The following is a 26398-nucleotide window of genomic DNA, read 5'->3' as shown; positions in this document are numbered from 1 at the left end:
TTTCGACGAGACGCGCCGCGCGCCCGGCGACGCGGCGCCGCAACCTGCAGAGGTCCGGCTTTGAACGATCAAGCTGTAACGGAGAGCACGCGCGATTACGCGAACGTGCTGATCGGCCTTGATGGCATCGGCAAGACATTCGGGCGCGTCAAGGCGCTGGCCGATATCAGCTTCGATTTCCGCGCCGGCGAGTGCGTCGGCATTGCCGGCCACAACGGCGCGGGCAAATCGACGCTGATGGCCGTGCTCACCGGCGTGTTCGCGCCTGAGCAAGGAACCATCACCGTCAACGGGCGCCCCGCTCGCCAGTACGACCCGAACGCCGCACGCGAAGCCGGCGTGCGCTGTGTGTTTCAGGAACTGTCGCTGTGCGCGAATCTGAGCGTGGCGGAGAACATGGCGGTCGTCCATCCGGAATTGCGCGGCGGCAACTGGCGAAGGCGCGCGACGCGTCTGATGCGGGAACAGCTCGACGCCATCTTTCCCGGTCATGGCATCAAGGGCCACGAACTGATCGCCGACCTGACGCTCACGCAACGGCAGATGGTGGAAATCGCGCGCGCATTCACGATGACTCGCGATCCGGTCAAGCTCGTGATTCTCGACGAGCCAACGTCGAGCCTCGATGCGCACACGGCGGGGCAATTGCTGACCTATATCGGGGATGCAGGCCAGCGCGGCATCGCAACGATCCTGATCAGCCATATGCTCGGCGAAATCGCACAAACCGCGCATCGCGTGCTCGTGATGCGGGATGGCCAGGTGGCCGCCGTGCTGCCGCGCGAAGCGGTCACGCAGGACGCAATCATTCGCGCAATGGGGCAGCACGTCGACGTCGAAGCGGAACCATCGGGCGAGACGCGTGTGGCGCGCGAAACGGTGCAAGGCGATACCGCCTATCACTGGACCTTCGGTAAAAGCCGGCGCGTGCAGATCGATGCGCCGCGTGGCGAGGTAATCGGGTTTGCGGGCCTGGCGGGCCAAGGGCAAAGCGAAGCCTTGCTGGCCGTCTACGAGGCGGCGACGAAAAGCCGCGAACGCATCGCGTTTGTCGCGGGCGACCGGGCGCGCGACGGCATCTTCCCGCTATGGTCGATTGCGCAGAATCTCGACATCCGCTGGCTGCTCGGCAAGCGCGACGGCGACGGCCCTATGCGAGCCCCCACGCTAACGAAGCTGATCGACCGCCGCGCGTCAGGCCGCATCGCCGAGACATGGCGCGAACGAATCGGCATTCGCGGAGCGCCGCTGCGCGCGAATATTCTTTCGTTGTCCGGCGGAAATCAGCAGAAGGTGCTGTTCGCCCGCGCGCTCGCATCCGACGCGCAACTGATTCTGATGGACGACCCGACGCGCGGCGTCGATATCGGCACGAAGCGCGACATCTATCAGCTGGTGCGCAACGAGGCCGCACGCGGACGCACCTTCATCTGGTACACGACCGAGAACGACGAATTCGCGTACTGCGACCGCACCTACGTGTTTCGCGCGGGCGGCATCACGCGCATGCTGCTCGCGCACGAATGCAATGAACAAGCGCTGCTGGCAGCGAGCTTCATGGAGGCGCGCGCATGAACGGGACACTCGATCGCGCACGTCTGCGCGCGCTGCTCCCGGCTTTTTCGCTGGTCGCGGTGCTGTTGCCGATTTTCATTCTGCAGCCGACCACGTTCAGCTACTTCGGCATCGGCCTGCTGTTGAACCTCGCGGTGCCGCTCGTGCTCGCGACGCTGGCGCAGCTCGCGATCATCACGACCAATGACCTCGACCTGTCGATCGGGCCTTTCGTGAGTCTCGTTGCGTGCATCGGCGCGACGCTTCTGGAAAGCCGGCCTCTGGTCGGCATCGCCGCGCTCGCGGGCTGCGTGCTGCTGTATGCGGTGGTGGGCGCGCTCGTCGAAATACGGCAGATTCCGTCGATCGTCGTGACGCTCGGACTCTCGTTCGTCTGGAACGGCCTCGCGGTGCTGCTGCTGCCGTCGCCGGGCGGCGCGAGTCCGGCGTGGCTCACCTCCACCATGACGTATCAGACGCCGTTTATCGCTGCGCCGATCGTCTGGTCGACGCTGATCGCCGTGCTCGGCCATCTGTTGCTGATGCGATCATCGGCCGGCGTGCGCCTGCGCGGCGGCGGCGGCAATCCACGCGCGATGCGGCGCTTCGGCTGGTCGCTGGTGCGCAGCAAGGCGACGCTCTACGGCGTCGCTGCGCTGTTCGGCGTGCTGTCGGGCCTGTGTCTGCTGGGGCTCACGACTTCCGCCGACGCGAATCTCGCGCTGCGCTATACGCTGCTCTCGATTGCGGCCGTGATTCTCGGCGGCGGCGAGTTCGTCGGCGGCCGCGTATCGGTGATCGGCGCGGTGCTCGGCGCCGTCACACTGACGCTTGCCGCATCGTTTCTCGCGTTTCTCAACGTGTCGCCGGACTGGCAGGTCGGCGCGCAAGGCGCGATCCTGATCATCGTGCTATCGCTGCGTGTCCTGCTTCAGCAGCGTCAGCGTGGAGGCGTGCAATGAGCGACACGCATGAAACGAGCCATCGCAACGCCGAACCCGCGAGCGAGCCGTCGCCGCACGTGCGCGAGCGGCCTGACGAAAGCGGCGCTGCAGCGTCCGCCTCGCGCCTCGCTTCCATGGAGGCGCCCTGGCTATGGTCGGTCGTCGGCGCCGTGCTCGTGTGGCTCGTCACGGTCGGCGTATTCAGCTTCTCGATTGCGGGCAATGTGGTGCAGACCGCGCTCGTGTTCGCCATCTTCATGGTCTTCGTCGGCCTCGGGCAGATGATCGTCATCACCGCCGGCCCCGGCAACGTCGATCTGTCGATGCCCTCCGCTATCGCGCTAAGCGGCGTGGTCGGCGTGCAGTTGATGAAGAGCGACAACGAGCTGGTTATCGTGGGCATTGCCGTCGCGTTGGCGGTCGGCATCTTCGTCGGTCTCGCGAACTATCTGTTGATCCGCATGCTGCGGATTCCGCCGATTATCGCGACGCTGTCGTCGAGCTTTATCGTGCAGTCCGTCGCAATTACGCAAAGCCGCGACATGCCGCCTCCCCCGCCCGCGTTGCAGGCGTTCGCGAATGGGCACTTCTTCGGGCTACCGAATATCACCTGGCTCGCGCTGGTGCTTTCCGCCCTGCTTGCGGTGCTGCTGCATCGAACGGTATTCGGCCGCGGCCTCTCGGCGCTCGGCCAGAACGAGCGCGCGGCCTGGCTTGCCGGCGTGAAAGTCGAACGCGTGCGCTGCATGACGTATCTGCTATCCGCCACGCTCGCCGCGTTGACGGGGCTGCTGCTTGCCGCGGTTTCAGGGGGCGCGGCGCTCGATATGGGCGTCGAGTACATGCTGATCTCGATCGCCGTCGTCGTGATCGGCGGCACGCTCGTCACCGGCGGCAAGGCGACTGTCGCGGGCGTCTGGGGCGCATCGATGTTTCTTTTTCTGAGCAACGCAATCCTCAACGCGGTCGGCGCGGGCGCCGGTGTAAGGTCGGTCGCTTATGGACTGCTGATCATTGCGGTGGTGATGATTGCAGGCGGACGACGCGCGGCGCGATAAGGCCCGTATTCGGGCGCGAGCACGCCACGGGCGATCCCGAGCAAGTCATTTCGGCTCGCCGCCCTCAACCTTGCTGCCTGTCTTTAAACGCAGCGCGCCGTTCTTCACGCTCTTTTGCGTAATGGCTGCTCACAACGGGCTGCAGATCGTCGCGCGCGACCGGTGCGCCGCAATTCGGGCACACATTCGCAAGCCCGACGTCGGCGCCGCACTCGCGATGAATAAATCGCACCGCCACGCCCTCGCTTTCATCCTTGCACCATCCCTCGCCCCACGCGCGCAGCGCGTAGATGACCGGATAAAACGCCCAGCCTTTCCGCGTCAAACGATATTCGTAGCGCAACGGTTTTTCGTTGTACGGATGCCGTTCGATCATTCCATTCGCCTCGAGCGCCTTTAAACGCCCCGCCAGCATTTGCGGCGTCGCTTCGGTTTGAATCTGCAACTCCTCGAACCGCGATACGCCCATATACAACTCCCTGAGCACCAGCACCGTCCACTTGTCCCCAACGATATCGAGCGACCGTGCGACCGGGCATACGGTGTCCGGATTCTCTACTGCGACGCGCGCCACAATCTTTCTCCCACCGAAACTATTAATTTCATAGTAACACATTGATCTCGCGTTCGTGCATACGGAGAAGACGGCCGGACGGGCCTCCGACCACAATGCATGGCGCCCTCTGCTCGCCTTCCTCCGTGCCTCGAAACCCGCATCACGCTTGACCATATGATTTTCATAGTGATAAATTGCCATCACCGTCACGATACGTGAGACGTCACGGATTCGTCAGAACTGAAGCAGCCCGGCGCCGACTGCGAGACGTGTACCTGTTCGCACACTTTCCGAAAGGAGAATCGAAATGGCTGGCACTGTGTATCGCGCGGAGCGCACCGGTCTGCTGCTGGTGGATCCGTATAACGACTTCCTGTCGCATGGCGGCAAGATATTTCCGATGATCGAGTCGATTGCCAAAGAAGTTGGGCTGCTCGATAACCTGCGCGCCATCGTCGCTGCCGCGCGCAAGGCGGACATTCAGGTGTTCTATGTGCCGCATCGTCGCTGGCAACCGGGCGACTACGAGAACTGGGATCATCCGAACCCGACGCAGCGGCTCATCCAGAAGCGTCACACGTTCGAGAAAGGCACGTGGGGCGGTGAATGGCATCCGGATTTCGTGCCGCACCAAGGCGACATCATCATTCACGAGCATTGGGCGCAAAGCGGCTTTGCGAATACCGACCTCGATTTCCAGCTCAAGCAACAAGGCGTGACGCATGTGATCGCGGTCGGCCTGCTCGCGAATACCTGCATCGAATCGACGAGCCGCTTCGCGATGGAGCTCGGTTACCACGTTACGCTCGTACGCGATGCCACCGCTGCGTTCACGCACGACATGATGCACGCCGCGCACGAACTGAACGGCCCGACCTTCGCGCATGAAATTCTCACGACGGCTGAGCTGCTCGCTGCGCTGCCTTCGCCGCTTTCTTCCCCGCTTTCTTCCTCGCGTTCAGCGTGATTCGCCAGGAGATCGAACATGACACTCACTGGCAATCTGCTAATCGGCACACAGGAAGTGGCCGCCACGGCCGGCACGATGAAGGCGCTGAACCCCGCAACGAACGCGGAACTCGAGCCGTCGTTCGCGTTTGGCGGCGCAGCCGAAGTCGATAGCGCGGCGCGTCTTGCCGACGACGCATTCGACAGCTACAACCATACGAGTCTTGCTGAACGTGCTGCATTTCTCGAACGCATCGCCGAGGGACTCGACGCGATTCAGTCCGAGCTCGCACAGCGCGCTTCACTCGAAACAGGGCTGCCCGTCGCGCAACTCGAAGCCGAAACCGCGAAAGCGGCCACGCAGTTCCGGCAGTTCGCGACGGTCGTGCGTCAAGGACGCTTTCGCAACGCAACGATCGACCCTGCGCAGCCGGAACGTCAGCCACGCGCGCGCATGGATCACCGCATGCAAAAGATCGCGCTCGGCCCTGTCGCGATCTTCGGCGCGAGCAACTTTCCGATTTCGTACTCGGTCGCGGGCGGCGATACCGCGTCGGCGCTTGCCGCCGGCGCGCCCGTTATCCTGAAGGCGCACAACGCGCATCCTGGCGCATCGGAACTGCAGGCGCGCGTCATTCAACAGGCCGTCAAAGATTCGGGCCTTCACGAAGGCGTATTTTCGATGGTCCGCGGCGGCGGCAACGAAATCGGCGAAGCACTCGTCGATCATCCGCTGATCAAGGGCGTCACGTTCACGGGCTCCGAAGCCGGCGGCATGGCGCTATTCCGGCGCGCGCAACAACGTCCGGACCCGATCCCGGTCTTCACGGAAATGACGAGCGTCAATCCGACTTTCGTGCTTCCGTCCGCGCTCGCGGCGCGTGGCGGTGCGATCGGCGACGGTTTTACCGAACGCATGCTTGTCACGGTCGGGCAAGCTTGCCTGAAGCCCGCGATCCTGCTTGCGATCGACGGCCCCGGCTATCAGGCGCTGAAGCAGGCGATGATCGCGCGTGTCGACGCGATGGTGGCGCGCACGATGCTGACGCCGGGCATCGCGACCGCGTATGGAAATAACGTCGAACGGCAACGCGACGCCGGCGCCGAGCGCATCGCGGAAGGCGGCAAGCCGCAGGGCGAGTGGGACGGACAATCGTTCCTCTTCGAAGTGGACGGCGCGCGCATGCTTGAGGAAGCTTCGCTATCCGAAGAAGTATTCGGCCCGGCCGCATTGCTCGTGCGTGTGAAAGATGCGGAGCAACTGATCGCCATCGCAAAGCAGTTCCGCGGGCAGCTTTCGGCAACGATGCAGATCGATAGAGACGATCATTCGCTTGCCGCACGCCTGCTGCCGATACTGGAACGCCGCACGGGGCGCATCGTGATCAATGCGTTTTCGCATCCGCAAGAGGTGTCGTACGCGTCGATTCATGGCGGACCGTTTCCTGCAACGTCCGATAGCCGCTTTACTTCTGTCGGCATGAGCGCAATCGAGCGCTTTTTGCGGCCCGTCAGTTATCAAGGCTTTCCGGATGAGCTGTTGCCGGAAGCGTTGAAGTACGACAATCCGCTCGGCTTGTGGCGCGTCACCGACGGCGAGCTTTCAAAGGCTTGAAGCGCTGATCTACTGAAGTCCTCGAAGGCCGCGTCGCGTACGCGGCCTTTTTTCATCTCTATCCCGTCCCTTCAGCATGCCACCGCAAATACGGGTAATCCCGGATTCTGCGAGGCCCGCGCGCGACCTACGATTCAACCAACGCAATTACAGAACGTCATTCTGTCTAACAGAACGTCAAATAGCCTCGAGGATTTCGCTGCAATGACCGCCCTCCCTCTCTCGGGCATCCGCGTACTGGACCTGTCGAATGTCCTGTCCGGACCTTTCTGCACCTATCAGCTGGCGTTGCTCGGCGCCCATGTGATCAAGATCGAAAACCCCGACGGCGGCGACCTCGCGCGTCGTCTGGGCGCGGACCCGGGCGCGTCTGCGCGCAACATGGGCGCGTCGTTCGTCGCCGTCAACGCGGGCAAGGAATCGATCACGCTGAATCTGAAGCACGATGCGGCGAAGGACATCCTGCGCAAGCTCGTGCGCGACGCCGACGTGCTTGTCGAAAACTACCGGCCCGGCGTGATGGATCGCCTTGGTCTGGGCGCGAAGTCGCTGCTTGAACTGAATCCGCGCCTCGTTTACTGCGCGATTTCCGGCTTTGGCTGCGACGGGCCGCTCGCGCATCGTCCTGCTTACGATCAGATTATCCAGGGCATGTCGGGCGCGATGAGCGTCACCGGCGATGCCGATTCGGCGCCGCTGCGCGTCGGCTATCCGGTCACCGATACGGTCGGCGGCATCAGCGCGGCGCTTGCAATCTGCGCAGCCGTTTTCGCGGCGCAGCGCACGGGCGAGGGACGCATCGTCGATGTGTCGATGCTCGAAGCGTCGCTGTCGACGATGGGTTGGGTCGTCTCGAACTACCTGAACGCGGGCGTCGAACCAAAGCCGATGGGCAACGAAAACTTCACGGCCGCGCCGTCGGGCACCTTCGACTGCGGCGACGGCAAGCTCAACATTGCCGCGAACGAAACGAAACAGTTTGTCGCCCTATGCAACGTGATCGGCCGGCCCGAACTCGCGCAAGACGAGCGCTTTCGCGAGCGCGACACGCGCAAGCGCCATCGCGCGGAACTGAAGCAAGAAATCGAAATCGCGCTGCGTACCGACAGTGCGGCCAATTGGGACGCGCGTCTGACCGCCGCCGGTGTGCCGGCGGGACTCGTGCTAAGCGTGCCCGAAGCCGTATCGCAGCCGCAAATCGCCGGCCGGGAATTCATCCACGCGTTACCCGATGGCGAACGCGTGCAGCGCGTCACGCGCGCCGGCTATCGCTTTCTCGATGCGCGGGGCGAGACGGTCGAAGGCGGTCCCGCCAGACGCGCGCCCTACTTGTCGGAGCATACGCAGACGCATCTGCAGCAGTTGGGTTTCGACGCCGATGCGATCGCGCAGCTGAAAAACGAAGGCGCGATCTGAGCATCGCACGCCAACAAAAAACCGACCGGAGACTAGAGGCAGACATGAAACAGACATTGACCGCGGACGCCATTCCCGAGCCCGCACGAACCGCTTCGAGCGTGCGCGCCGAATCGGACCGCGACAGCGTGGCGCGCGATATCGTCGCCCGCCTCGACCGGCTGCCCGCCACGCGCCATATCTGGACCATCGTGTTCCTGCTGTCGCTTGGCGGCAGCTTCGAGTTCTACGATCTGTTCATGACCGGCTATATCGCGCCGGGCCTGACCGAAAGCGGCCTGTTCGTGAAGACGTCGACGTCGATCTTCGCGATGAACAGCATCGCCGCATTCGTTGCGGCAACGTTTATCGGGCTTTTTATCGGCACGATGGGGCTCGGCTTCCTCGCCGATCGTTTTGGACGCCGCAAGATATTCGTTATTGCGCTTCTCGGCTATACGGCCGCAAGCGTGCTGATGGCATTCCAGCACAGTGCTTTTGAAGTCAACCTGTTCCGCTTGCTAGCCGGCATTGGCCTCGGCATCGAAATGGTGACGATCAACACGTATGTTGCGGAATTGATGCCTAAGAACCTGCGTGGCCGCGCATTCGCGATCACCCAGGTCGTGCCTTACCTCGCGGTGCCGATCGTCGCGCTGATGTCGTGGTGGCTGGTGCCGCAGCGGCCGTTCGGCTTCGACGGCTGGCGCTGGGTCGTGCTCGCGGGCGCAATCGGCGCGGCGCTGATCTGGATCATTCGCCTCGGCATTCCCGAGAGCCCGCGCTGGCTCGTTACACGCGGCCGTCTCGCCGAAGCGGAACGCGTCACCATGCAGATCGAACAGGTCGTCGAGCGTCAGTACGGCCGCGCATTGCCGACGCCTGCGCCATACGAACACGCGGCCCCCACTGTCGAGCGGCGCTTTCGCGACATCCTCAAAGCACCGTATCTGAAGCGCACGATCATGATGTCGCTGTTCAACGCGGTCCAGGTGATCGGCTTCTACGGGTTCAGCAACTGGGTGCCGTCGCTGCTGACAAGCAAAGGCATCGGCCTCGTCCACAGCTTGCAGTACTCGTTCCTGATGTCGATCGCGCTGCCGCTCGGCCCCGCGCTGTTCTTCTTCTTTGCCGATCGTATCGAGCGCAAATGGAGCCTTGTCGGTGCATCCGGCGTGGCGGCTGCATTCGGTCTCGCATTCGCCAATCAGACCGGCACCGTGGGGCTGATCGTATTCGGCTTTTGCATGAACCTCGCGCTCACTGTGCTGACCTACTCGTTCCAGACATATCAATCGGAGCTCTATCCGACCGAGGTCCGCGCACGCGCCATCGGCTTCGTTTACTCGTGGAGCCGCCTGAGCGCGATTTTTTCCGGCTTTATCGTTGCGTTCTGCCTGCGTGAATTCGGCGCGACGGGCGTGTTTTACATGATCACCGGATGCATGGTGTTCGTGATGCTGCTGATCGGCATCATGGGGCCGCGCACGAAAGGGCTCGCGCTCGAAGACATCAACCGCTGAACAACGCATCGTCGAGGGATTATCCGTTATGACTTCTCCGCAGGATTTCGCCACACTCGCCGCCGATTACTGGAGCACGTCGATCGTCGATATTCATCCGGGCTCGATCAAGATTCGCGGCTACCCGATTCAGGAACTGATCGGCACGATCGGCTTTCCGCAAATGATCTGGCTCATGCTGCGCGGCGAATTGCCCAGCGACGGCGAGGCGCGTCTGCTTGAAGCGGCGCTTGTCGCGTCGGTCGATCATGGCCCGCATGCGCCGTCGATTGCCATTTCGCGGATGGCCGTCAGTTGCGGGCTGCCGTTGAATGGCGCGATGGCGTCCGCGCTCAATACACTCGACGACGTTCACGGCGGCGCCGGGCAGCAGGCCGTCGAACTTTTCCATGCGATCGAGCGCGCCCAGGCGCAAGGCGCGACGCTTGCAGAAGCCGTCGAAACGGAAGTCGACGCGTTTAACGCCTCGCATGGCAAATACCTGCCGGGCTTCGGTCACCGCTTTCATCCGATCGATCCGCGTGCGGGCCGCCTGCTGCATCTCGTCGACGAAGCGGCTGCGGACAAGGTCGTTTCCGGTCGCTACGCTACGATCGGACGCGCCATCGAAGCCTTGCTCCGGGCGCGCAAAGGCCGCACGATTCCGATGAATATCGATGGCGCGACCGGCGTGATCTACGCGGAACTCGGCTTTGAGCCCGAACTTGCGCGCGGCATTTTCTGCCTGTCGCGCGCGGTCGGCATTCTGTCGCATGCATGGGAACAGCGCGGCCGCGCCGAGCGCAACAAGGGGCCGATGCCGCGCCAGATGCCGTATCGATACACGGGCGCGCCCGAGCGCCACTTCGACGGAGAGACGCAATGAGCTGGAATCCGGTCCCGCCCGTCATAAAGACGGAAGTGCATACCGCCATGCCGGATGCGCTGCGCAAACACGGCGTGGTATCGGAATGGTCCCGTGCGAACAAGGGCGGCGAGCCGGTCGACTGCTTTATCGAAGGTCCGTGCTTCGATCCGCACGGTAACCTGTATATCGTCGATATTCCGCATGGCCGCATTTTCCAGATCACGCCGTCGCTGGAATGGCGCGTGATTGCCGCTTACGACGGCGAGCCGAACGGACTGGCGTGGCATCCGCAGCATCAGCTGATCATTGCCGACTATAAAAACGGCGTGATGAAGCTCGACCCCAGGCAAGGCGAAGTGCAGCCGTTGCTGGCGCGACGCAATAGCGAGCGCTTCAAGGGCGTCAACGATCTGATTGTCGCGCGCAACGGCGACATCTATTTCACGGACCAGGGGCAAACGGGCCTGCACGATCCGACCGGACGCGTGTTTCGCTTGACCGCCGACGGACGCCTCGACTGTCTGATCGACAATGGCCCGAGCCCGAACGGACTCGTGCTCGACGGTAAGGAAAAAGTGCTGTTCGTTGCGATGACGCGCGATAACGCGGTCTGGCGCCTGCCGCTGCTGCCGGATGGCAGCACGAGCAAAGTCGGCCGGTTCGCGCAATTCTATGGCACCAGTGGTCCCGATGGCCTGACGATGGACGCGGACGGCAATCTGTTCGTCGCGCATGCCTCGCTCGGCGCGGTGTTCGTACTGAATCCGCACGGCGAGCCGCTTGCGAAAATCGAATCGTGCGCTGGGCGCACGATTACGAATGTGACGTTCGGCGGCCCGGAACAGCGCACACTGTTCATCACCGATTCGAGCACCGGCTCGGTATTGCGCGCGGAATGGGACGCGCGCGGCGCGTCCGGACGTATCGCAGCCACCGGGCCGGCGTAGAATTGCGCCGTTACCGTTTCTTTCGCTACTCATGGCTTCTTCCAGTCGCGTGTCCGACGATGCAACAGCGGCGCCCTCGACTTCCCCCGACGGCGTCGCCGCGCTCGATCGCGCATTTGCCATCCTGTTCGCGTTCCGCCCCGACGACAAGGGCCTTTCGCTTGCCGAACTGGCGGCGCGAACCGGCCTCTACAAGAGCACGATTCTGCGGCTGATCGCGTCGCTGACGCATCATCGTATGTTGTTGCGCTCCGAAGACGGACGCTATCTGATCGGTCCTGCCGCTTTGCAGCTTGGCGCGCTCTATCAGCGCGGCCTGCAACTGGCCGATGTGGTCTTGCCGCTGATGCGTGCGCTGCGCGACGAATGCAACGAAAGCGTGTCGTTCTATGTGCGGCGGCAGGATTTGCGCGTGTGCCTGCATCGCGTCGATACGACGCATACGATTCGCGACCACGTTCGCGAAGGCGATGTGCTGCCGATGGAAAAAGGTTCGGGCGGGCGCGTGCTGAATGCCTTCAGCGGCGCCCGTGGCGAGCTATACGAGCGGATTCGCCGCGAGGGTTATTACATTTCGATCGGCGAGCGCGATAGCGAAACAGCCGGCATTTCCACGCCGGTGTTTTCAGCCGCTCAACCGCTCGCGGGCTCATTTACGCTAGCGGGACCGCTCCCGCGCGTCGACGAGGCTTTGCTCAAAGGCATGCGCGTGTCGATGCTCGAGTCGTCGATCAAAGCAAGCGAGTTGCTCGGCGGCGACGCAGAACCGCTGCGCGCCGCGCTTGCATTGATCGACAGCAAGAAGGCGCGCAGCCGGCAAAAGTAAAGACGCGCAAGCCGAGCGCGCGGCGTCCCTTAAGGCTGCCGGCGCTCGGGGTTTTAGAAGCGCGTGCGCATACCGATGGTCGCCGCAACCTGGTTGCCGGTTGAAGATTGCGCGAGGCCATTGATAAATGCACCTTCAAACGCCGAACCTTCCGCACCGTACGCATGCTGGTAGACACCTTCCACATAGACATCCGTGCGCTTGCTGAGCGAGTAATCGGCCATCAGCGTCACCTGATGCCATTTCGGATCGGCCGAGCCGGTCGCACCGCTAAACGCGCCTTGCGTGAACGTGTAGGCGCCGGCGAGCGAAATTACCGGCGTTACCGCGTAGTGCACGTTGACTTCGTAGTTATCGAAGTGCAGCGTATCGAACGGTTGCTGGATCACCGAATTCGCGCCGGGCTGCGTATTGTCGAACAGCGTATGCGTCCACAGCAGGCCAACGACGGCCGGTCCGATCGTATAGTTGCCGCCCACGCCCATCACCCGCTGACGTGCAGCGGGGAAATTGACGAAGTCGTTGCTCGACACTGCGCCGGTACCGTTAAGCGAACCGTTATTGAGCTGCAAATAAGCCGCGGCGAGGTTGATCGGACCGATGCTGTAGGTCAGGCCGAAGCTGTATGCGCGGTTATCCGAGAAGCCGCCGGCGGTGTTGCTGAAGCCGTACAGTGCTTCACCGGTCAGCCCGTGGAAGGTCGGGCTTACATATTTGACAGAGTTGTCGATGTAGAACGAGTCGTCGACGTTGTCGTTATCGAACGGGTGCGCGGCGAGGTTGTTGCCGTCGCCGTTGTTGGCGAGCGCGATCGGGCCGAGCGTGTCGACGACGGGGTCGTACTGGCGGCCGAGCGTCAGCGTGCCGTACTGGTCGTGCTGAAGACCGACGTAGGCTTGACGGCCGAAGATCGTATTCGAGTACGTGGTCTTGCCGTTCTGGATATTGAAGCCGTTTTCGAGGCGGAAGATCGCATGCAGGTTGTTGCCGAGGTCTTCGCTGCCTTTGAGGCCCCAGACTTCGTTCGACAGCATGCTGCTTTGTTCCTGCCACGCGCTCTTGCCGCCCTGGTTATTCGTATAGACGATACCGGTGTCGATCAAACCATAAAGCGTGACGCTGCTTTGCGCATGAGCCGCCACGGCAAAGACGGACAAAGCAGCTGCGCCGATAATTTTCTTTTTCACTCAATCCCCAACAGAAATGAAGCCGGGCGCGCGTAGCCCCGGATACCTCAGGATGTCCGGATAACGCTCGGCTTATTTGACAAGCGTGTTCAACGAAAGGCCGCCCGTACGACCACGAGAGTGGGCCCTCCTTTGCGTGAGGTCCGCTTAGGCACCTGCAGCCCGACGATTCTATGCAGGTTACTTAGGCGGAGCATCAAAAGAGTTGGGGGGTTTTTGAAAAGATTTTATAAAGGCGGGTTGGTACGTGGGGCGTCGGAAGTGTCGCTAACAGTCTATGTCGCCTGACAGGATTTTTTCGTGATAGCTTTTCGCGTGCCTCGCCATGGCGTCCCATTGCTCGACGGTTAGCGAGGCCGGTCAATCGGCCTACTCCAATAGCGTTGGCGGCGGTAAGTTCGATTCGCGGTATATGCGCCACGCCGCCGGGCTCAGCGCGCTTCACGAGCCCGGCTATCGATTGGCGTACCCGAGAGTCACCACTCGTCGCCATTCGCCAGTATTTCGGCATGGTACTTACGTGCTTCCTGAGCGATCTCCTCCCATTGCTCAATCGTGAGTGCCACGAACTTCTTTCCCTGGTTGATAGTCAGCAGCAAAGTCTTGTCCTTCTCGACTGACACTTCCATGAACGGGTCAAAGACGCTTGGCAGGCGTGGCTCATCGTCTTCAAGTAAGCCTACCAAGATGTACGGATGCGCGGCATGTACATCACTTAATAAATCGAATGCTAGTTTGGTCACTTCCCCTCATCCATTCACGCGGCAAGTTTGCGATCGACGAGCGTTCCTCGGTGTGTCGACGAATTCACCAATCGTCTCCGCTCTGAAGTGTCTCTTCAAGAAATTCACGAGCAACTGCAAGAACCTTCTCCCAATGCTCTTGAGTAAGCGCAATCTCCTGGTCAATCGGATAGAAGTTAAACGACAACTTCTGTTCTCGCGTCACCTCGATTTGCATGAACGGATGTCCTCGACCAACCTGGAAAGTCTGTTGATCCCCAAGCAAATAGACGAACAAATACGGATGAGCGGCGCGAACGTCATCAATCTGCTCAAATACCAGTTTTCCCATGTCACCGTCCTCGCTGGTTTCCTCTAAAGCCAATAAATTCGCCATTCCTGGTCCAACTTGCTGCTACGCCGTCGGGCTTCGTATAGGTAACCCAACCTTGGCCGGTAGGCCCCCCGTCTCCTTCGGTTCGCGCGCCTTTCTTCAATATCTCGATGACTTGGCTTCCCGCAAACTCATTGAGTTGCTCACTAGTTCGATACACTTGGCGCACTTCTTCCGCAGACTTAAAGCCGAAATAGTCGGGATGCTTTGTTACGCCTCTTCCCGCCTTGCTAATCAACTGACCTGCTGCATGCATCTCGTTGGCCGCAGCCGAGAGCTGATCGATGACCGCCGGTGTGGTCGCGCACTCCCCGCCAGCGCGTCCGACAACCGACATCCCCCAATTAACCGCCCCCGCCGCCCATCTTATCCCTGGTGAGATCCAGCACTCGACACACACATCCTCCAGCCCTTGCTCCGGTAGCGCCATCAGCCCCTTCAGCAATAGTGACAGTGCGCCACCTGCAGGACCCGCAGGTATCACCCCTGCTTCATAGTTGTCGAGCCAAACATCGATCTCACTGCTGCTGATCGGCACTTCCGCGCCGCTATCCGTCCTGACGGTACCGGTGCGCGACACCACGCGCCCATCCGGCGAATGCACATAGCTCACCGTCAAACGCCGTTGCACATAACCGTTGTTCCGTGTCGCCAGCTCCGTGTACCAGAATCGACTGACACGCCCACGCGCGTCATAGCCGACCGTGACATCGATACCTTGCCCCGAAAGGTTAAGTGGCCGATGCGCCGCATCTCTGAGGTAAATGCCGACGTCCCGCCCACTAACCGCGTCGCTCCAACTCCGGCTATTACCGCTCGCATCCGTAGTCAGATGCCAGTCCTCGCTCAACACGCCATTCGCGTACACCTGCAAGGTCTTCAGGTGATTGAACGAGTCGTACGTCATCCCATACGTGCGCTTCTGACCACCCGCAGTCGACGCATCGAATCCGCGCGCACCAGTCGGATCATCGGTCGTCAGCTCACTAACGCCGGTCGGATTTCCCGCGTCGTCGTAGACAAAAGCGCGAACCTTGCCCGGCATCGCCACCATCGACGGACGCAAGCTAACCCCGTCCGCGTAGCGCATCGACGTAATCTGCGTGCCTGCTCCATTGCGCCGCACGGAACGCACTGGCCGCCCGGCCGGGTCATACGCGAACTCGGTATCGCTGCCGTCCGCGGCCCTGTCGGTCAGCAGATTCCCCGACGCATCCCACGTCGTGCTGGTCGAACCCGCTGAAGAGTTGCTGCCAATCGGACGCTGCACGCCGCCTATGGGGGCAAAGCTCAACGTCGTGCTGCGGCGGCTGTCGGTAACCGTCGTCTTGCCGTCGCCATAAACGAACTGGACATTGCGCGTCGTATCGGGATGGCTAACCGAGACCGCTCTGCCCTTAGCGTCGTAGTCCCACGTCGCGATACGCGAGCCCGTTTCGTCGATCACGCCCGTCAGCAAGGTCCAGAACGCCGCGTTCTCGTAAGCAAAGCGCCGCACATAGCCATCAGGCCAGGTCACTGAAACGAGGTTGTCGTGCTGGTCGTAGCCGTATCGCGTCACTGCGCCGGTGGGGTCGGTCATCTGCACGATGCGCGACTTCGTGTCGTACGCAAAGCGCAGCACGAGGTCCATATACGGAACCGAGTCCTCCGCATGCTCGGTAACGGTAATCAGCAAGCCTGGCGCTGGCGCAACCACAGCCGGCGTATTCGCATCGCTATACGTCAACGAAATGACACGCCGCTCGTGCGTGCGCACCATTTGCAGCACACCTGCCGCCGAATACGTTTCGCGCGTATCGCTCGTCAGATCGGTGATGGTCCAGTCCGACGCGCTTTGCGTAAGCGTGAACGGCATGCCGCCGCTCGCTTTCCACTGCCCCGCGTCCTTGACGAAAATCAGCTTCGAGCCATCGTCGCGATACGCAATCACCTGCGCGGAAGCGCCGCTCGCCTTGGCGACGTCCAGTTGACGCTGCCAGTTGTGAAACCAGTTGGTGCCGAAACCTGAATCGGTTCGGGTGAACGGCGCGGAGCGATAGGTCCGCTTGAACACGAGCGGCAAGTCGCCGCCACTGACGAAATCGGTCTCACTGACCGTCGTCACGCCGGTCGCCGGATACACAGGGTCGGCAACCGGACAGCTTGCCTCGGGCGGTGGCGTCGAAGGCGTCGCGCAATAGCTGTCGATCAGATCGAGTCTGTTGATGCAGCTATAGTTGCCCATTCCGCCGGGCGTGCCGCCGGCAACGCTGATCGAGCATCCCCGTGTGCCAGGCACGGCGCGCGACTGCGAATAGAGCCCGAAACACGATGCATCGCCTGAACCGGCATGCGCATCCGTTGCAAACGCAACGATCAAACCCACAGCCAGCACATGTGCAACGCGCAGGCACGCGCGATTTAGCCACCCTCGGTCAACCATAAGCTCTCCAGATTCATTGTTCGATATCCCTGTGGTGAACAGGTACGTCAAACATATCCAGAGAAGCGGGTTTTGAATCTACGAACGCGCTGATTTGAAGTGCAGGAATTTCTGCAATGCGTTGCGGCAGGGAATGAGGCAGGAAGACGCCTGTAGGAATCGCACGCCCGCGTCGGAGATCAGCTACTCAGCTTCCGGTAAGCACTCATATGCCGAACCAGCCCTTGCTTATCGCCAAGCTGCTCCTTGACCAGCGCAAGATTGTGATGCGCATCGGCATAACTCGGATTGATCTCGAGACACCGTGCGTAACTTTGCTCGGCATCCGTCAACCGCCCAAGCAGTTCAAGCGCGACCGCCCGATTGAAGTGGAGAACGGCATCTTCAGGAAAATGCCCGATCGCTTCGTCAAAGACGACTAAGGCATCCTTGCAACGCCCCTCGTCTTCACACAGCAGCGCACCGAGGTCGACGTAAGCGCCGTAAAACGGTAAAGGCGAAACTGCCAGCGCCTTGCGGTAAGCCTGCTCTGCCTCGCCGGCCTCACCGTCGGCGGCAAGTTGATCTGCAAGCGCATACCACTCATGCGCCTGCGCGCGAGCATCTTTCCTGGCTGGCGATGCGTCGAGAAAAACCACATCGCCTTTAATATCGGCAACCTCGAAATCGAACGCGAGCTGCCCAGTATTCGCATCCCACTGCGATGGGCCGGTCCTGACCATGATCGTGTTGCCGAGCGCGCTCACGCGTATGCCGGAAAGCGGAATTTCATCGGGGAGTTGCGCGCGCAAGCGCGAGAGCGCCGCAAGAATCTTGCGCGAGGAAATCCGCGCCGAGCGCAACTGAAATGCGGTACGCAGCAGCACGACATCCTGAAACGTAAAGCGCAATTCGTTGCGCGGCCCGCGCGCCGGCGTGACGAAGCCCTCGTCGATCAGGCCCGCGAGTACGGTGCGCGATACTCCCAGCAACGACTGCAGCTTGCGTACCGAGATGTCGTGGCGATTGTTCTTCTGCTTCACTTGCGAGCGCGGACCTTGGCAGGAGCAGAAGCAGGCGCCGCGGCGGGTGCTTTCGCCGCGCGCTGTGCGGGCTTCCTCGCGCGCGGCGCCGGCATTTCGGTAACCTCAGCTTCTTCCGCCGCCTTACGCGCGGCGGGCTTTTGCCGCGCTCCGCTGCCCTTCGACAGGCTCGCGCGCAAGGCTTCCATCAGGTCGATCACCTGCCCGCTGGACTCGCTCTCCACGGGTTCGTTCGACACGATCTCCTTGCCCTCGATCTTGCGGTCGATCGCGGCGAGAATACGCTTCTTCTCTTCGTTCTCGTAGGCGCTCGGGTCATACTGATCTTCGGTGCCCTGCTCGATAATCTGCAGCGCAAGCTTGAGTTCCGCCGCGGACACCGGTACGTGCTCGATATGCAAATCAGCAAGGGAGCGCACTTCGTCGGCAAACAGCAATTGCTGAAAAATAAGGCCGTCCTGCGTCGGGCGGATCAGCACGATGTGTGTCTTGCCCTTCGACGCCCATTTCGCCAGCGCGCCGCGCTGGCTTTCGAGTAGCGCCTGCTGCAGCAAACTATAGGGCTTGCCGCCGCGCTTATCGGGCGCAATGAAATACGCCTTGTCGTAGTAAAGGGGATCGACGGACTTTTCAGGAATGAAAGCAACGATCTCCACCATGTGGCTCGCGCTATCCTCGAGTGCCTTTAACTCGTCCGCGGTAAATACGACGAATCGGTCCTTTTCGAACTCGTAGCCCTTGTTCATCGCGCCGCGCTCGACGATCTGGCCGCTCGCTTCCGAAATGTACTGCTGCTTGACTCGCGAACCGTCCGGCGCGAGCAGATTGAAACGCACGTCCGCCGAACTCTCCGTGGCGGAGTAGAGCTTGACGGGAATTGAAACGAGACCGAAAGACAGAGAAAGCGATGCGATCGAGCGCGCAGGCATGGGCTTCTCCTCATGAGCCGGCGCGAGCGCGCCAGTTCCAGGCGGCAACACCAGCCCGCCTCGCGGCGGCTGGCACCGATTCGACCCCGATAGTCGGCCGATTCCGAAAGAATAACACCGCCGAGGTGTCGGCCAGTATGGCAACACCGTTCGCTACGTAACGAACGGCAACTTGCTGTCTCGCGCCGAAATCAGCATGGACAACGTGATCTTGCGCACTTCGAGCTTGCTTTGAGTGATATGCGCACTCAGCATGATGCGTGCCTCGGTCTGTTTGCCGCGCTCGATCAGGTGAAGAATCGCCGCATGCTCGTCATACGTGGCGGCGGTGCGGTGCGGCTTCAAAAAATCCAGGCGCCGCACGATGCGGATGCGCTCGGTTACTTCGTCATGGACGCGCAGCATCTCGAGATTGCCCGCGGCGCTGACAAGCCCGCGGTGAAATTGCTCGTCCATCCTGAACATATCGACTGCATCGCTATTGCGCTCCGGTTCGGCAACGCACCAAATCCGTTCGAGTTCGCCAAGCACCGGATGGGCCGCCGCATTCATCGCCAGCCGCTCGAGCGAGGCGGCTTCGAGCACGATACGCAGGTCGTAAAGCTGATCGAGCCGGTCGAAATCGACCGCGGCCACTTTCCATCCGCGCCGGAATCCCACTTCGAGGTAGCCTTCGCGAGCGAGACGGAACAGCGCATCACGCATCGGTGTGCGCGACACGCCATAGTATTGCGCGATATCGTTCTCCGAGAAACGGTCGCCGGGAAAGAGCCTGAAACTGAAGACGTCGTGCTTGAGCCGCTGATAGACCTCCTCAGCGAGTGGATTCGCACGGGACGCGGCCTTCTCCGTCGCGCACTGCCCATCATCGGCAAGCATAGGAAAGCCGGTTACCTCAGCCATGTGCGCACAGCCATTCATAAGCCGGACCGCATCGCGTCAATGCACATCGATCAGGCTGACATGGGCGGCGACGATGGTCCAGCCGCCGAACGCGCCGCCCGTGTCGAACCGCACCCATGTCTGCATCTGCCGCCCGAGCAGCGGCGTCGCGTCGCTGGTGAATTCCGTGCTCACCGTCGCGTGATCGTTGCCGTACGTTGTCACGACCGTGCGATGAAGGCGTCGGGAGCGCGGCACGGGCTCACATGTCTCCCGCCAGCGCTGGATCGCTTCGCCGCCGTGCTGCACCTCGGCAATGCCGTAGCGCACGGTTTGAGGCGTACTCCAGAACAACGCGTTCATGGTCGCGATATCGTTGTCGACCAATGCACGCTCATAGGCATCGAACGCCGCCGTAACCTGCGCAACCACGTCCGGACGATTTAACTCGCTCATCGAAACCGCCATCCTCATGCCTCCATCAAGCTCGCCAACGTCGCTGTCCAGCCGACGATCGCTCCCTGCGAACGCACCATCGCAAGCGTCGCGTCCCTGAACGCCGGAATGTAGCTCGCCGTCGCATCTTCGATCAGCAGGCATTCGTAGCCGCGGTCGTTCGCTTCGCGCATCGTCGTCTGCACGCAGACTTCGGTCGTCACACCGGCGAAGATCAGGTGTGTGATCGAACGCAGCGCCAGTTCCTCCGCCAGACGTGTCGCGTAAAACGCGCCTTTACCCGGCTTGTCGATCACGATCTCGCCGGCGGCCGGCGCGAGCGCATCGACGATCGCGTTGCCCGGCTCTCCACGCACGAGGATGCGGCCCATCGGCCCCTGATCTCCGATGCGGGCAAGCGGTTTGCCGCGCGCACGCTTGGCCGGCGGACAATCGGACAAATCCGCCGCGTGCGACTCGCGCGTGTGCACGACGAGCCAGCCCTCTGCACGCGCATGCTCGAGCAACACCGCGACCGTCGGCACAATCGCGGCGAGCAGCGACACGTCGTTGCCGAGCGCCTCGCCGAAACCGCCCGGCTCGATAAAGTCGCGCTGCATGTCGATCACAACCAGCGCGGTGTGGCGCGAATCGAAATGAAATGGAAACGGTTGCGCGCCGCTCACGGTTTGCATCGCTCAGCCTCGCGATCCGTTGCGGTAATGCCGCTCGGGCGCCGGAAAACCGCACGACGTGCCGTCCGTGACGCGCACGTCCTGCTCCCACGGTAACCGGTATTCGCCGCGCACGAGATCCTGCATGAACGTATAGGGACAATCGCGCGCCCCGCCCTTCACCGCAACGTAGCCGCGATGGCCGAGCTGATAGATGTTGTTTTCCACGCCCCAGTGAACGCGTGCCTCGCGTATAAGATCGGGCCGCATTTCGCAGGTGATGATCTCGTCGGGACGGTGGCTGCCGTCGACCATCACGGTGCCGTCGAAATCGCAGAACATGCCTTCGCCCATCGAATCGAAGGTGCCGTCGCTGCCGCACAAACACACGCTCGCCGTCTGCGCGAGATTCTGGAATGCATTGGCCTGGTTCGTCACGCGCCATGCATGACGGATCGGCGCCGTGTAGCCAGCCGTGCGCAGGATGATTTCCGCGCCTTTGTATGCGGCTTCGCGCGCCATTTCGGGAAACATCCCATCGTGGCAAATGATCAGCGACAGCATCGCGCCGTTCGGCCCCTTGCAGACCGGCACGCCGAGATCGCCGGGTTCCCAGGGCTCGACGGGCACCCATGGATGCAGCTTTCGATAGTAGAGCTGCACGGCACCCTCGCTATCGATCACGATACCGCTGTTATACGGATTCCCGCCCGGATTGCGCTCCATGATCGAAAAGCAGCCCCAGATGCGATGCTCGATACAGGCAGCCTTGAATGCCGCCACTTCAGGGCCGTCGAGGCTGCACATGATCGCGTCGTCGGTGCGCATCGACAGCCCGTGCAGCGCGTATTCGGGAAACACCACGAGATCCATCGCCGGGTTGTTGCGCCGTGCCTTGCCCACCAGTTCGACAATCCGCTGCGTTTGCGCCGCGAGTTGCGCCGGCGTCTCGACATCGGGGTTCTGCAACTGCACGAGGCCAACCACAATTCCATTCGGTGACCTGTTCAATCCGCCCAATCCGCTTGAACTCATTGCTGTCCTCTCTCCTTTGTCAGATACCCGCATGCACGGGAGCCGTCACTTTCCTGTGTTGTTCGCTCGCGTCGACGTGCCCCGCCATATGACGGCCGAGCAACACCCTGTCGGCCTGTTCCGCGGCCGTTTCGAACACGATACGGCCATCGGCCATCACCGCGATGCGGTCCGCGAGCTCGAGCAGTTCGTCGAGATCTTCGCTGACGAGCAATACCGCCGCCCCCGCATCGCGCGCGGTCAGAATGCGCGCGTGAATATCGGCGACCGATGCGAAATCGAGGCCGAAAACCGGGTTCGCCACGATCAGCACGTCGACCGGCTGGCCGAACTCGCGCGCGAGCACTGCGCGTTGCACGTTACCGCCCGACAAGGTGCCGATTGCGCGCTCGGGCGCCGGCGGCCGCACATTGAATTCGGCGATCAGTTTCTGCGCACGCGCCCGCAGCGCGCGGCGGTCGAGCCGCCAGCCGGCGCGCTTGAACGGCGCCCGGTCGAACTCGCGCAACGCGAGATTCTCGGCGACGCTCATGCCCGCCACGCACGCATTGCGCAACGGCTCTTCCGGCAGCGCGAACACACGCAGGCGCGTCATCGCTTCGCGCGTGGCGCGATATGGCTCACCTTTTACGCGCATATCGCCTGCTTCAGCGCGGCGCTGCCCGACGAGCGCCTCGATCAGTTCCTTCTGGCCGTTGCCCGACACGCCCGCAATGCCGAGAATCTCGCCCGCGCGTACCGCAATCGACACCTCGCGCACCGCGCGATGGCCGCGATCGTCGCCCACGCTCAGCTCACGCAGTTCGAGCTGGAGCGGCGCGTCCGCCGCCACGGCGCGGCGCGGCAGCCGACGCGCATTCAGCTCCGCAGCCGCGCGCGGATCGCCCGCGCGCTCCTCGCCCATCATCCACGCGGCCAGCCGGTCGCGATCGGTATCGCGCACCGCGCTCGTGCCGACCCAGCGTCCCTTGCGCAGCACCGTCACGTCGTTCGCATAGGCATCCACTTCGCGAAACTTGTGCGTGATCATCAGCACAGTCAATTCGCCGCGTGCGGTCAGTTCGCGCATCAGACCGAGCACCTCGTCGGCCTCCTGCGGCGTCAGCACGGAAGTCGGTTCGTCGAGAATCAGGAAGCGCTGGCGCAGATAGAGCTGCTTCAATATTTCGAGCTTCTGCTTTTCGCCAGCCGCGAGCCCTGCAACGGACGCGTCGAGCCGCAAACGGAACGGCATGCCGCGCAGAAACGTCTGGAGCGCCGCGCGCTCCGCGGCCCAGTCGATGCGCCACGGCACGCGCCCACGCGCAAGCAGCAGATTCTCCTCGACCGATAGCCCCGCGGCAAGCGTGAAATGCTGATACACCATGCCGATACCGAGCGCCCGCGCGTCGCGCGGCGACGCAATGTGCACCTGACGGTCGTCCGCGAGAATCTCGCCGTCGTCGAGCACGCCATAACCGACCAGTCCCTTGACGAGCGTGCTCTTGCCCGCGCCGTTCTCGCCAAGCAGCGCGTGGATCGTGCCGGGCCGCACCTTCAGCGATACGCCGTCGAGCGCGCGGAAGGCGCCGAACCGCTTCGTCGCGTTCAGCACTTCGATACCGAGTGCGCGCGCAGCCGTCGACATGATCAGCTCCCGAGCGCCGCAAGCAACGCCGATGAATCCGAGACCGTGCCGAACACACCGCCCTGCATCAGGATCATGTTCAGCGCCGCGTCGTGATTGCCCGCATCGGTCGCGCCGCAACAATCGGCGAGCACCATGCATTCGAAGCCGCGATCGTTCGCCTCGCGCATCGTCGTATGCACGCAAACGTCGGTCGTAATGCCGGTCAGCACAAGATTCGCAATGCCGCGCGTGCGCAGAATCAGTTCGAGATCGGTCGCGCAGAAGGAGCCCTTGCCGGGCTTGTCGATGACAATTTCGCCCGGCAGCGGCGCAAGTTCGTCGATGATTTCCCAGCCGGGTTCGCCGCGCACGAGAATGCGTCCGCATGGCCCATCGTCGCCGATACCGATGCCGTTCGTGCCCGCCCGGCGGCTGCGCCAGCGCTTGTTCGCGGGCAGGTCCGACAGATCGGGGCGATGCCCTTCGCGCGTGTGGATGATCGTGAAGCCGAGTTCGCGCATCAGCCGAAGCACAGACCTGATCGGCGCGATCGGCGCGCGCGTGAGCGACAGGTCGTAGCCCATCTTGTCGACATAGCCGCCGATGCCGCAAAAATCCGTCTGCATGTCGATGATCACGAGCGCGGTGTTATCGGCGCGCAGCGCGCCGTCGTAAGGCCACGGATAGGGACGGGCTTCGATGAAACGTGTCATGGTCGAACTCTCTTGCGGGTGGTATGGCAATCGGCGCGCAACGCATTGGCGCGCTATCGCGTCAGGCTCAGTTCGCCCGGCGCGCCGGCGAGCGTGCGATCGGGCCTGCAATTGACGATCATGATGACGAGCGTCAGCAGATAAGGCGCGGCATTGAAGAGGTAGTAGCCGCTCGTCACACCGACCGCCTGCAGCGCGGGCCCGAGCGCGCCCGCAGCGCCGAACAGCAGCGCGGCCCACAGGCACGCCAGCGGTCTCCAGCGCGCAAAAATCACGAGGGCCACCGCCATCAATCCCTGCCCGCTCGACAGACCTTCGTTCCAGCTGCCCGGATAGACGAGCGACAGATACGCACCGCCGACGCCCGCGAACATGCCGCCGACCGCGGTCGCCGCAACGCGCACGCGCGTAATCGGATAGCCCATCGCACGCGCGCTCTCCGCGTTTTCGCCGACGAGGCGCAGCACCACGCCCCAGCGCGTATGGCGCAAGCCCCATTGCAAGGCGAAGGCGAGCACGACGCCGATCGCAAACAGCGGATTCACGTGCAAGGCCTCGCGCACCTGAGGCGATGCGAACGCGTCGCCGAGATGCAGCGACGCGAGCATCGGTGCCTGCGGCTCGATAAAGGGCTTGCCGAGATAGAACGCAAGGCCGGTTCCGATCAGCATCAATGCGATGCCGAAAGCGATATCCGACACGCGCGGCAAGGAACAGACGAGGCCGTGCAGGCAGCCGAGCAACAGCCCCGCGCCGCCGGCGGCGAGCACGCCGGCCCACGGCGAACCGGACAGAAACGACGCGGCGTAACCGGTCATCGCACCCGATACCAGAATGCCTTCCAGACCGAGATTCACACGGCCGCCCTTCTCGGTCAGGCATTCGCCGAGACTGACGAACAGATACGGCGTGCTGACGCGGATCGCGCCCGCAATAAGCGACAGGGCGAGCACGGCAAAGGTCGAATGCGGATCAGGCATGAGTACGCTCCATTTGCACACCCGCTTCGCCGGCACGCGCGGCCGCTTGCAGTTTCGTGCGCCACGCCGCGAGGCGCACCCCGAAGGCCTCCCAGGCGAGCAGATTGGCGAACAGCAGACCTTGCAGAAAGAGCGTGGTCGCATCGGGCAGACCGAGACGGCGCTGCAGCAAACTGCCGCTCGCTTCGATCCCGCCTACGAGCACGGCGCACAGCACGATCGCGAGCGGATTCTGCCGTGCGGCAAAGGCGACGAGAATACCCGCGTAGCCGTAGCCCGCGAGCAGCGATGCGTTTGCGCTGCCCTGCACCGCCGCGACCTCGAACATCCCGGCGAGGCCCGCGGCCGCGCCACCCATCACACAGGCAGCAAACGCAAGCCGGTTCACGGGCAAGCCGACGAGCCGCGCCGCGCGAAAGTTGCCGCCGGCGACGCGCATGGCGAAACCGTGCGTGCTATGGCGCACGAAGATCCAGGCCGCAATGCACGCGAGCACACCCCAGAACAGCCCCCAATGCACATCGAGGCCGGGCATCGAGCCGATCGCGAGAGCATCGGGCAGCGGCGGCGTCGAAGGCTTGTTCAGGCTTGCCGGATCGCGCAGCGGTCCTTCGACCAGTTGTTTGAACAGCGCGATCGCGATGTACGACATCAGAAGGCTGCTGATTGTCTCGTTGACGCCCCGCCACTGGCGCAGCGCGCCTACCGCGCCGATCCAGACCCCGCCGGCGGCCATGCCGGCCACGGCCACCAGGGGCAGCGCGACGAACCACGGCAACCCATGCGGCACGGCCTGCGCGGCGACTGCCGCCGCGAGGCCGCCAAGCGCCAGCGCGCCTTCGCCGCCGATCACGATCAGCCCCACCTGCGCCGGCAATGCCACGCACAGCGCAGTGAGCATGAGCGGCGCGGCCCGCAGCAGCGTGTTCTGCCATGCGAACCACGAGCCGAACGCGCCCTCGCCGATCAGCCCTAGCGCTTGCGCGGCCGGCTGCCCCTGCACGAGCAGGAACAGCGAAAACAGCAGCAGCGTGCACCCAACCGCGCACAACGTCGGCACACCCGGCAGCATGCCGAGCATGAGCCTTGCGCCGCTGCCGTGCGCGCTCACACTGGTTGAAACATCGGAACGCATCGTCACTCCTTGCGTGGGACGTTGAATGCAACGGCCGCGACGA

The 26398-nt window shown here is 62.7% G+C and carries 25 protein-coding genes; 10 read left to right on the top strand and 15 right to left on the bottom strand.

The window, feature by feature from the left end; genetic code table 11:
* Positions 1–60 precede the first annotated feature (60 nt).
* From KZJ38_RS28030 to KZJ38_RS28020, 3 genes are all read left to right on the top strand, one after another.
* Positions 61–1575 (top strand): ATP-binding cassette domain-containing protein, encoded by a 1515-nt coding sequence (locus tag KZJ38_RS28030; protein ID WP_219803275.1) that lies wholly within the window; start codon positions 61–63, stop codon positions 1573–1575.
* A complete protein-coding gene (locus tag KZJ38_RS28025) occupies positions 1572–2516 on the top strand; it encodes an ABC transporter permease (protein WP_219803273.1) in 945 nt (314 codons plus the stop codon). Before KZJ38_RS28030 ends, KZJ38_RS28025 begins: the two co-directional genes overlap by 4 nt.
* 116 nt (positions 2517–2632) lie before the next feature.
* On the top strand, positions 2633–3556 hold the full coding sequence (locus KZJ38_RS28020) for an ABC transporter permease (RefSeq protein WP_246642072.1): 924 nt from the start codon (positions 2633–2635) through the stop codon (positions 3554–3556).
* Positions 3557–3620: 64 nt separating this feature from the next.
* On the opposite strand, the gene KZJ38_RS28015 is transcribed toward KZJ38_RS28020, so the two are convergent.
* Complete coding sequence (locus KZJ38_RS28015; protein ID WP_246642071.1) at positions 3621–4313, bottom strand: winged helix-turn-helix transcriptional regulator; 693 nt, start codon at positions 4311–4313, stop codon at positions 3621–3623.
* Positions 4314–4419: 106 nt separating this feature from the next.
* Here KZJ38_RS28015 and KZJ38_RS28010 point away from each other — a divergent pair, with 106 nt between their 5' ends.
* The 7 genes from KZJ38_RS28010 to KZJ38_RS27980 all read left to right on the top strand — a co-directional run bounded on the left by KZJ38_RS28010 (position 4420) and on the right by KZJ38_RS27980 (position 12213).
* Positions 4420–5079 (top strand): cysteine hydrolase family protein, encoded by a 660-nt coding sequence (locus KZJ38_RS28010; protein WP_219803269.1) that lies wholly within the window; start codon positions 4420–4422, stop codon positions 5077–5079.
* Positions 5080–5097: 18 nt separating this feature from the next.
* A complete protein-coding gene (locus tag KZJ38_RS28005) occupies positions 5098–6675 on the top strand; it encodes an aldehyde dehydrogenase (NADP(+)) (RefSeq protein ID WP_219803267.1) in 1578 nt (525 codons plus the stop codon).
* Between the two features lie 204 nt (positions 6676–6879).
* Positions 6880–8091, top strand: coding sequence for a CaiB/BaiF CoA transferase family protein (locus KZJ38_RS28000; protein ID WP_219803266.1), 1212 nt, complete (start codon positions 6880–6882; stop codon positions 8089–8091).
* A gap of 44 nt (positions 8092–8135) precedes the next feature.
* Positions 8136–9593, top strand: a complete 1458-nt coding sequence (locus KZJ38_RS27995; protein WP_219803264.1) for an MFS transporter — start codon at positions 8136–8138, stop codon at positions 9591–9593.
* Between the two features lie 28 nt (positions 9594–9621).
* On the top strand, positions 9622–10458 hold the full coding sequence (locus KZJ38_RS27990; RefSeq protein WP_219803262.1) for a citryl-CoA lyase: 837 nt from the start codon (positions 9622–9624) through the stop codon (positions 10456–10458).
* Positions 10455–11387 (top strand): SMP-30/gluconolactonase/LRE family protein, encoded by a 933-nt coding sequence (locus tag KZJ38_RS27985; protein WP_219803260.1) that lies wholly within the window; start codon positions 10455–10457, stop codon positions 11385–11387. The genes KZJ38_RS27990 and KZJ38_RS27985 overlap by 4 nt, the downstream gene beginning before the upstream one ends.
* 31 nt (positions 11388–11418) lie before the next feature.
* Positions 11419–12213, top strand: coding sequence for an IclR family transcriptional regulator (locus KZJ38_RS27980; protein WP_219803259.1), 795 nt, complete (start codon positions 11419–11421; stop codon positions 12211–12213).
* A 53-nt stretch (positions 12214–12266) separates the two neighbouring features.
* On the opposite strand, the gene KZJ38_RS27975 is transcribed toward KZJ38_RS27980, so the two are convergent.
* The 14 genes from KZJ38_RS27975 to KZJ38_RS27910 all read right to left on the bottom strand — a co-directional run bounded on the left by KZJ38_RS27975 (position 12267) and on the right by KZJ38_RS27910 (position 26355).
* Positions 12267–13400, bottom strand: a complete 1134-nt coding sequence (locus KZJ38_RS27975; RefSeq protein ID WP_219803257.1) for a porin — start codon at positions 13398–13400, stop codon at positions 12267–12269.
* Between the two features lie 476 nt (positions 13401–13876).
* Positions 13877–14143: a hypothetical protein gene (locus KZJ38_RS27970; RefSeq protein ID WP_219803255.1), complete on the bottom strand. Its 267-nt coding sequence runs from the start codon at positions 14141–14143 to the stop codon at positions 13877–13879.
* A 64-nt stretch (positions 14144–14207) separates the two neighbouring features.
* Positions 14208–14474: a hypothetical protein gene (locus tag KZJ38_RS27965; protein WP_219803253.1), complete on the bottom strand. Its 267-nt coding sequence runs from the start codon at positions 14472–14474 to the stop codon at positions 14208–14210.
* A gap of 1 nt (position 14475) precedes the next feature.
* Positions 14476–16941: a DUF6531 domain-containing protein gene (locus tag KZJ38_RS27960; protein ID WP_219803251.1), complete on the bottom strand. Its 2466-nt coding sequence runs from the start codon at positions 16939–16941 to the stop codon at positions 14476–14478.
* Positions 16942–17120: 179 nt separating this feature from the next.
* Positions 17121–17963: a tetratricopeptide repeat protein gene (locus KZJ38_RS27955; RefSeq protein WP_219803249.1), complete on the bottom strand. Its 843-nt coding sequence runs from the start codon at positions 17961–17963 to the stop codon at positions 17121–17123.
* The gene (gene ku, locus KZJ38_RS27950; RefSeq protein WP_219803248.1) at positions 17960–18892 is read right to left on the bottom strand and encodes a non-homologous end joining protein Ku; all 933 of its coding nucleotides are present in this window, start codon (positions 18890–18892) and stop codon (positions 17960–17962) included. The genes KZJ38_RS27955 and ku overlap by 4 nt, the downstream gene beginning before the upstream one ends.
* Positions 18893–19045: 153 nt before the next feature.
* Positions 19046–19771 carry a GntR family transcriptional regulator gene (locus KZJ38_RS27945; RefSeq protein ID WP_246642070.1) on the bottom strand — a complete coding sequence of 242 codons (726 nt, stop codon included), beginning with the start codon at positions 19769–19771 and terminating at the stop codon, positions 19046–19048.
* A 60-nt stretch (positions 19772–19831) separates the two neighbouring features.
* On the bottom strand, positions 19832–20230 hold the full coding sequence (hpxZ, locus tag KZJ38_RS27940; protein WP_219803244.1) for an oxalurate catabolism protein HpxZ: 399 nt from the start codon (positions 20228–20230) through the stop codon (positions 19832–19834).
* Positions 20231–20244: 14 nt separating this feature from the next.
* Positions 20245–20904, bottom strand: coding sequence for a cysteine hydrolase family protein (locus KZJ38_RS27935; RefSeq protein WP_219803242.1), 660 nt, complete (start codon positions 20902–20904; stop codon positions 20245–20247).
* 3 nt (positions 20905–20907) lie between these two features.
* Positions 20908–21918: a formamidase gene (locus tag KZJ38_RS27930; RefSeq protein WP_219803240.1), complete on the bottom strand. Its 1011-nt coding sequence runs from the start codon at positions 21916–21918 to the stop codon at positions 20908–20910.
* A gap of 19 nt (positions 21919–21937) precedes the next feature.
* Positions 21938–23545: an ABC transporter ATP-binding protein gene (locus KZJ38_RS27925; RefSeq protein ID WP_219803239.1), complete on the bottom strand. Its 1608-nt coding sequence runs from the start codon at positions 23543–23545 to the stop codon at positions 21938–21940.
* Between the two features lie 2 nt (positions 23546–23547).
* Positions 23548–24240, bottom strand: a complete 693-nt coding sequence (gene biuH / locus KZJ38_RS27920) for a biuret amidohydrolase (protein WP_219803237.1) — start codon at positions 24238–24240, stop codon at positions 23548–23550.
* Positions 24241–24293: 53 nt separating this feature from the next.
* Complete coding sequence (locus KZJ38_RS27915) at positions 24294–25220, bottom strand: ABC transporter permease (protein WP_219803235.1); 927 nt, start codon at positions 25218–25220, stop codon at positions 24294–24296.
* Entirely contained in the window at positions 25213–26355 is a 1143-nt protein-coding gene (locus KZJ38_RS27910; protein WP_219803234.1) for an ABC transporter permease, read from the bottom strand. Before KZJ38_RS27910 ends, KZJ38_RS27915 begins: the two co-directional genes overlap by 8 nt.
* Positions 26356–26398 lie beyond the last annotated feature (43 nt).

Source organism: Paraburkholderia edwinii, from assembly GCF_019428685.1.
Classification (GTDB): domain Bacteria; phylum Pseudomonadota; class Gammaproteobacteria; order Burkholderiales; family Burkholderiaceae; genus Paraburkholderia; species Paraburkholderia edwinii.
The sequence above is the reverse complement of the archived record's forward strand: the minus strand, read 5'-3'. Positions and strand labels throughout refer to the sequence as shown.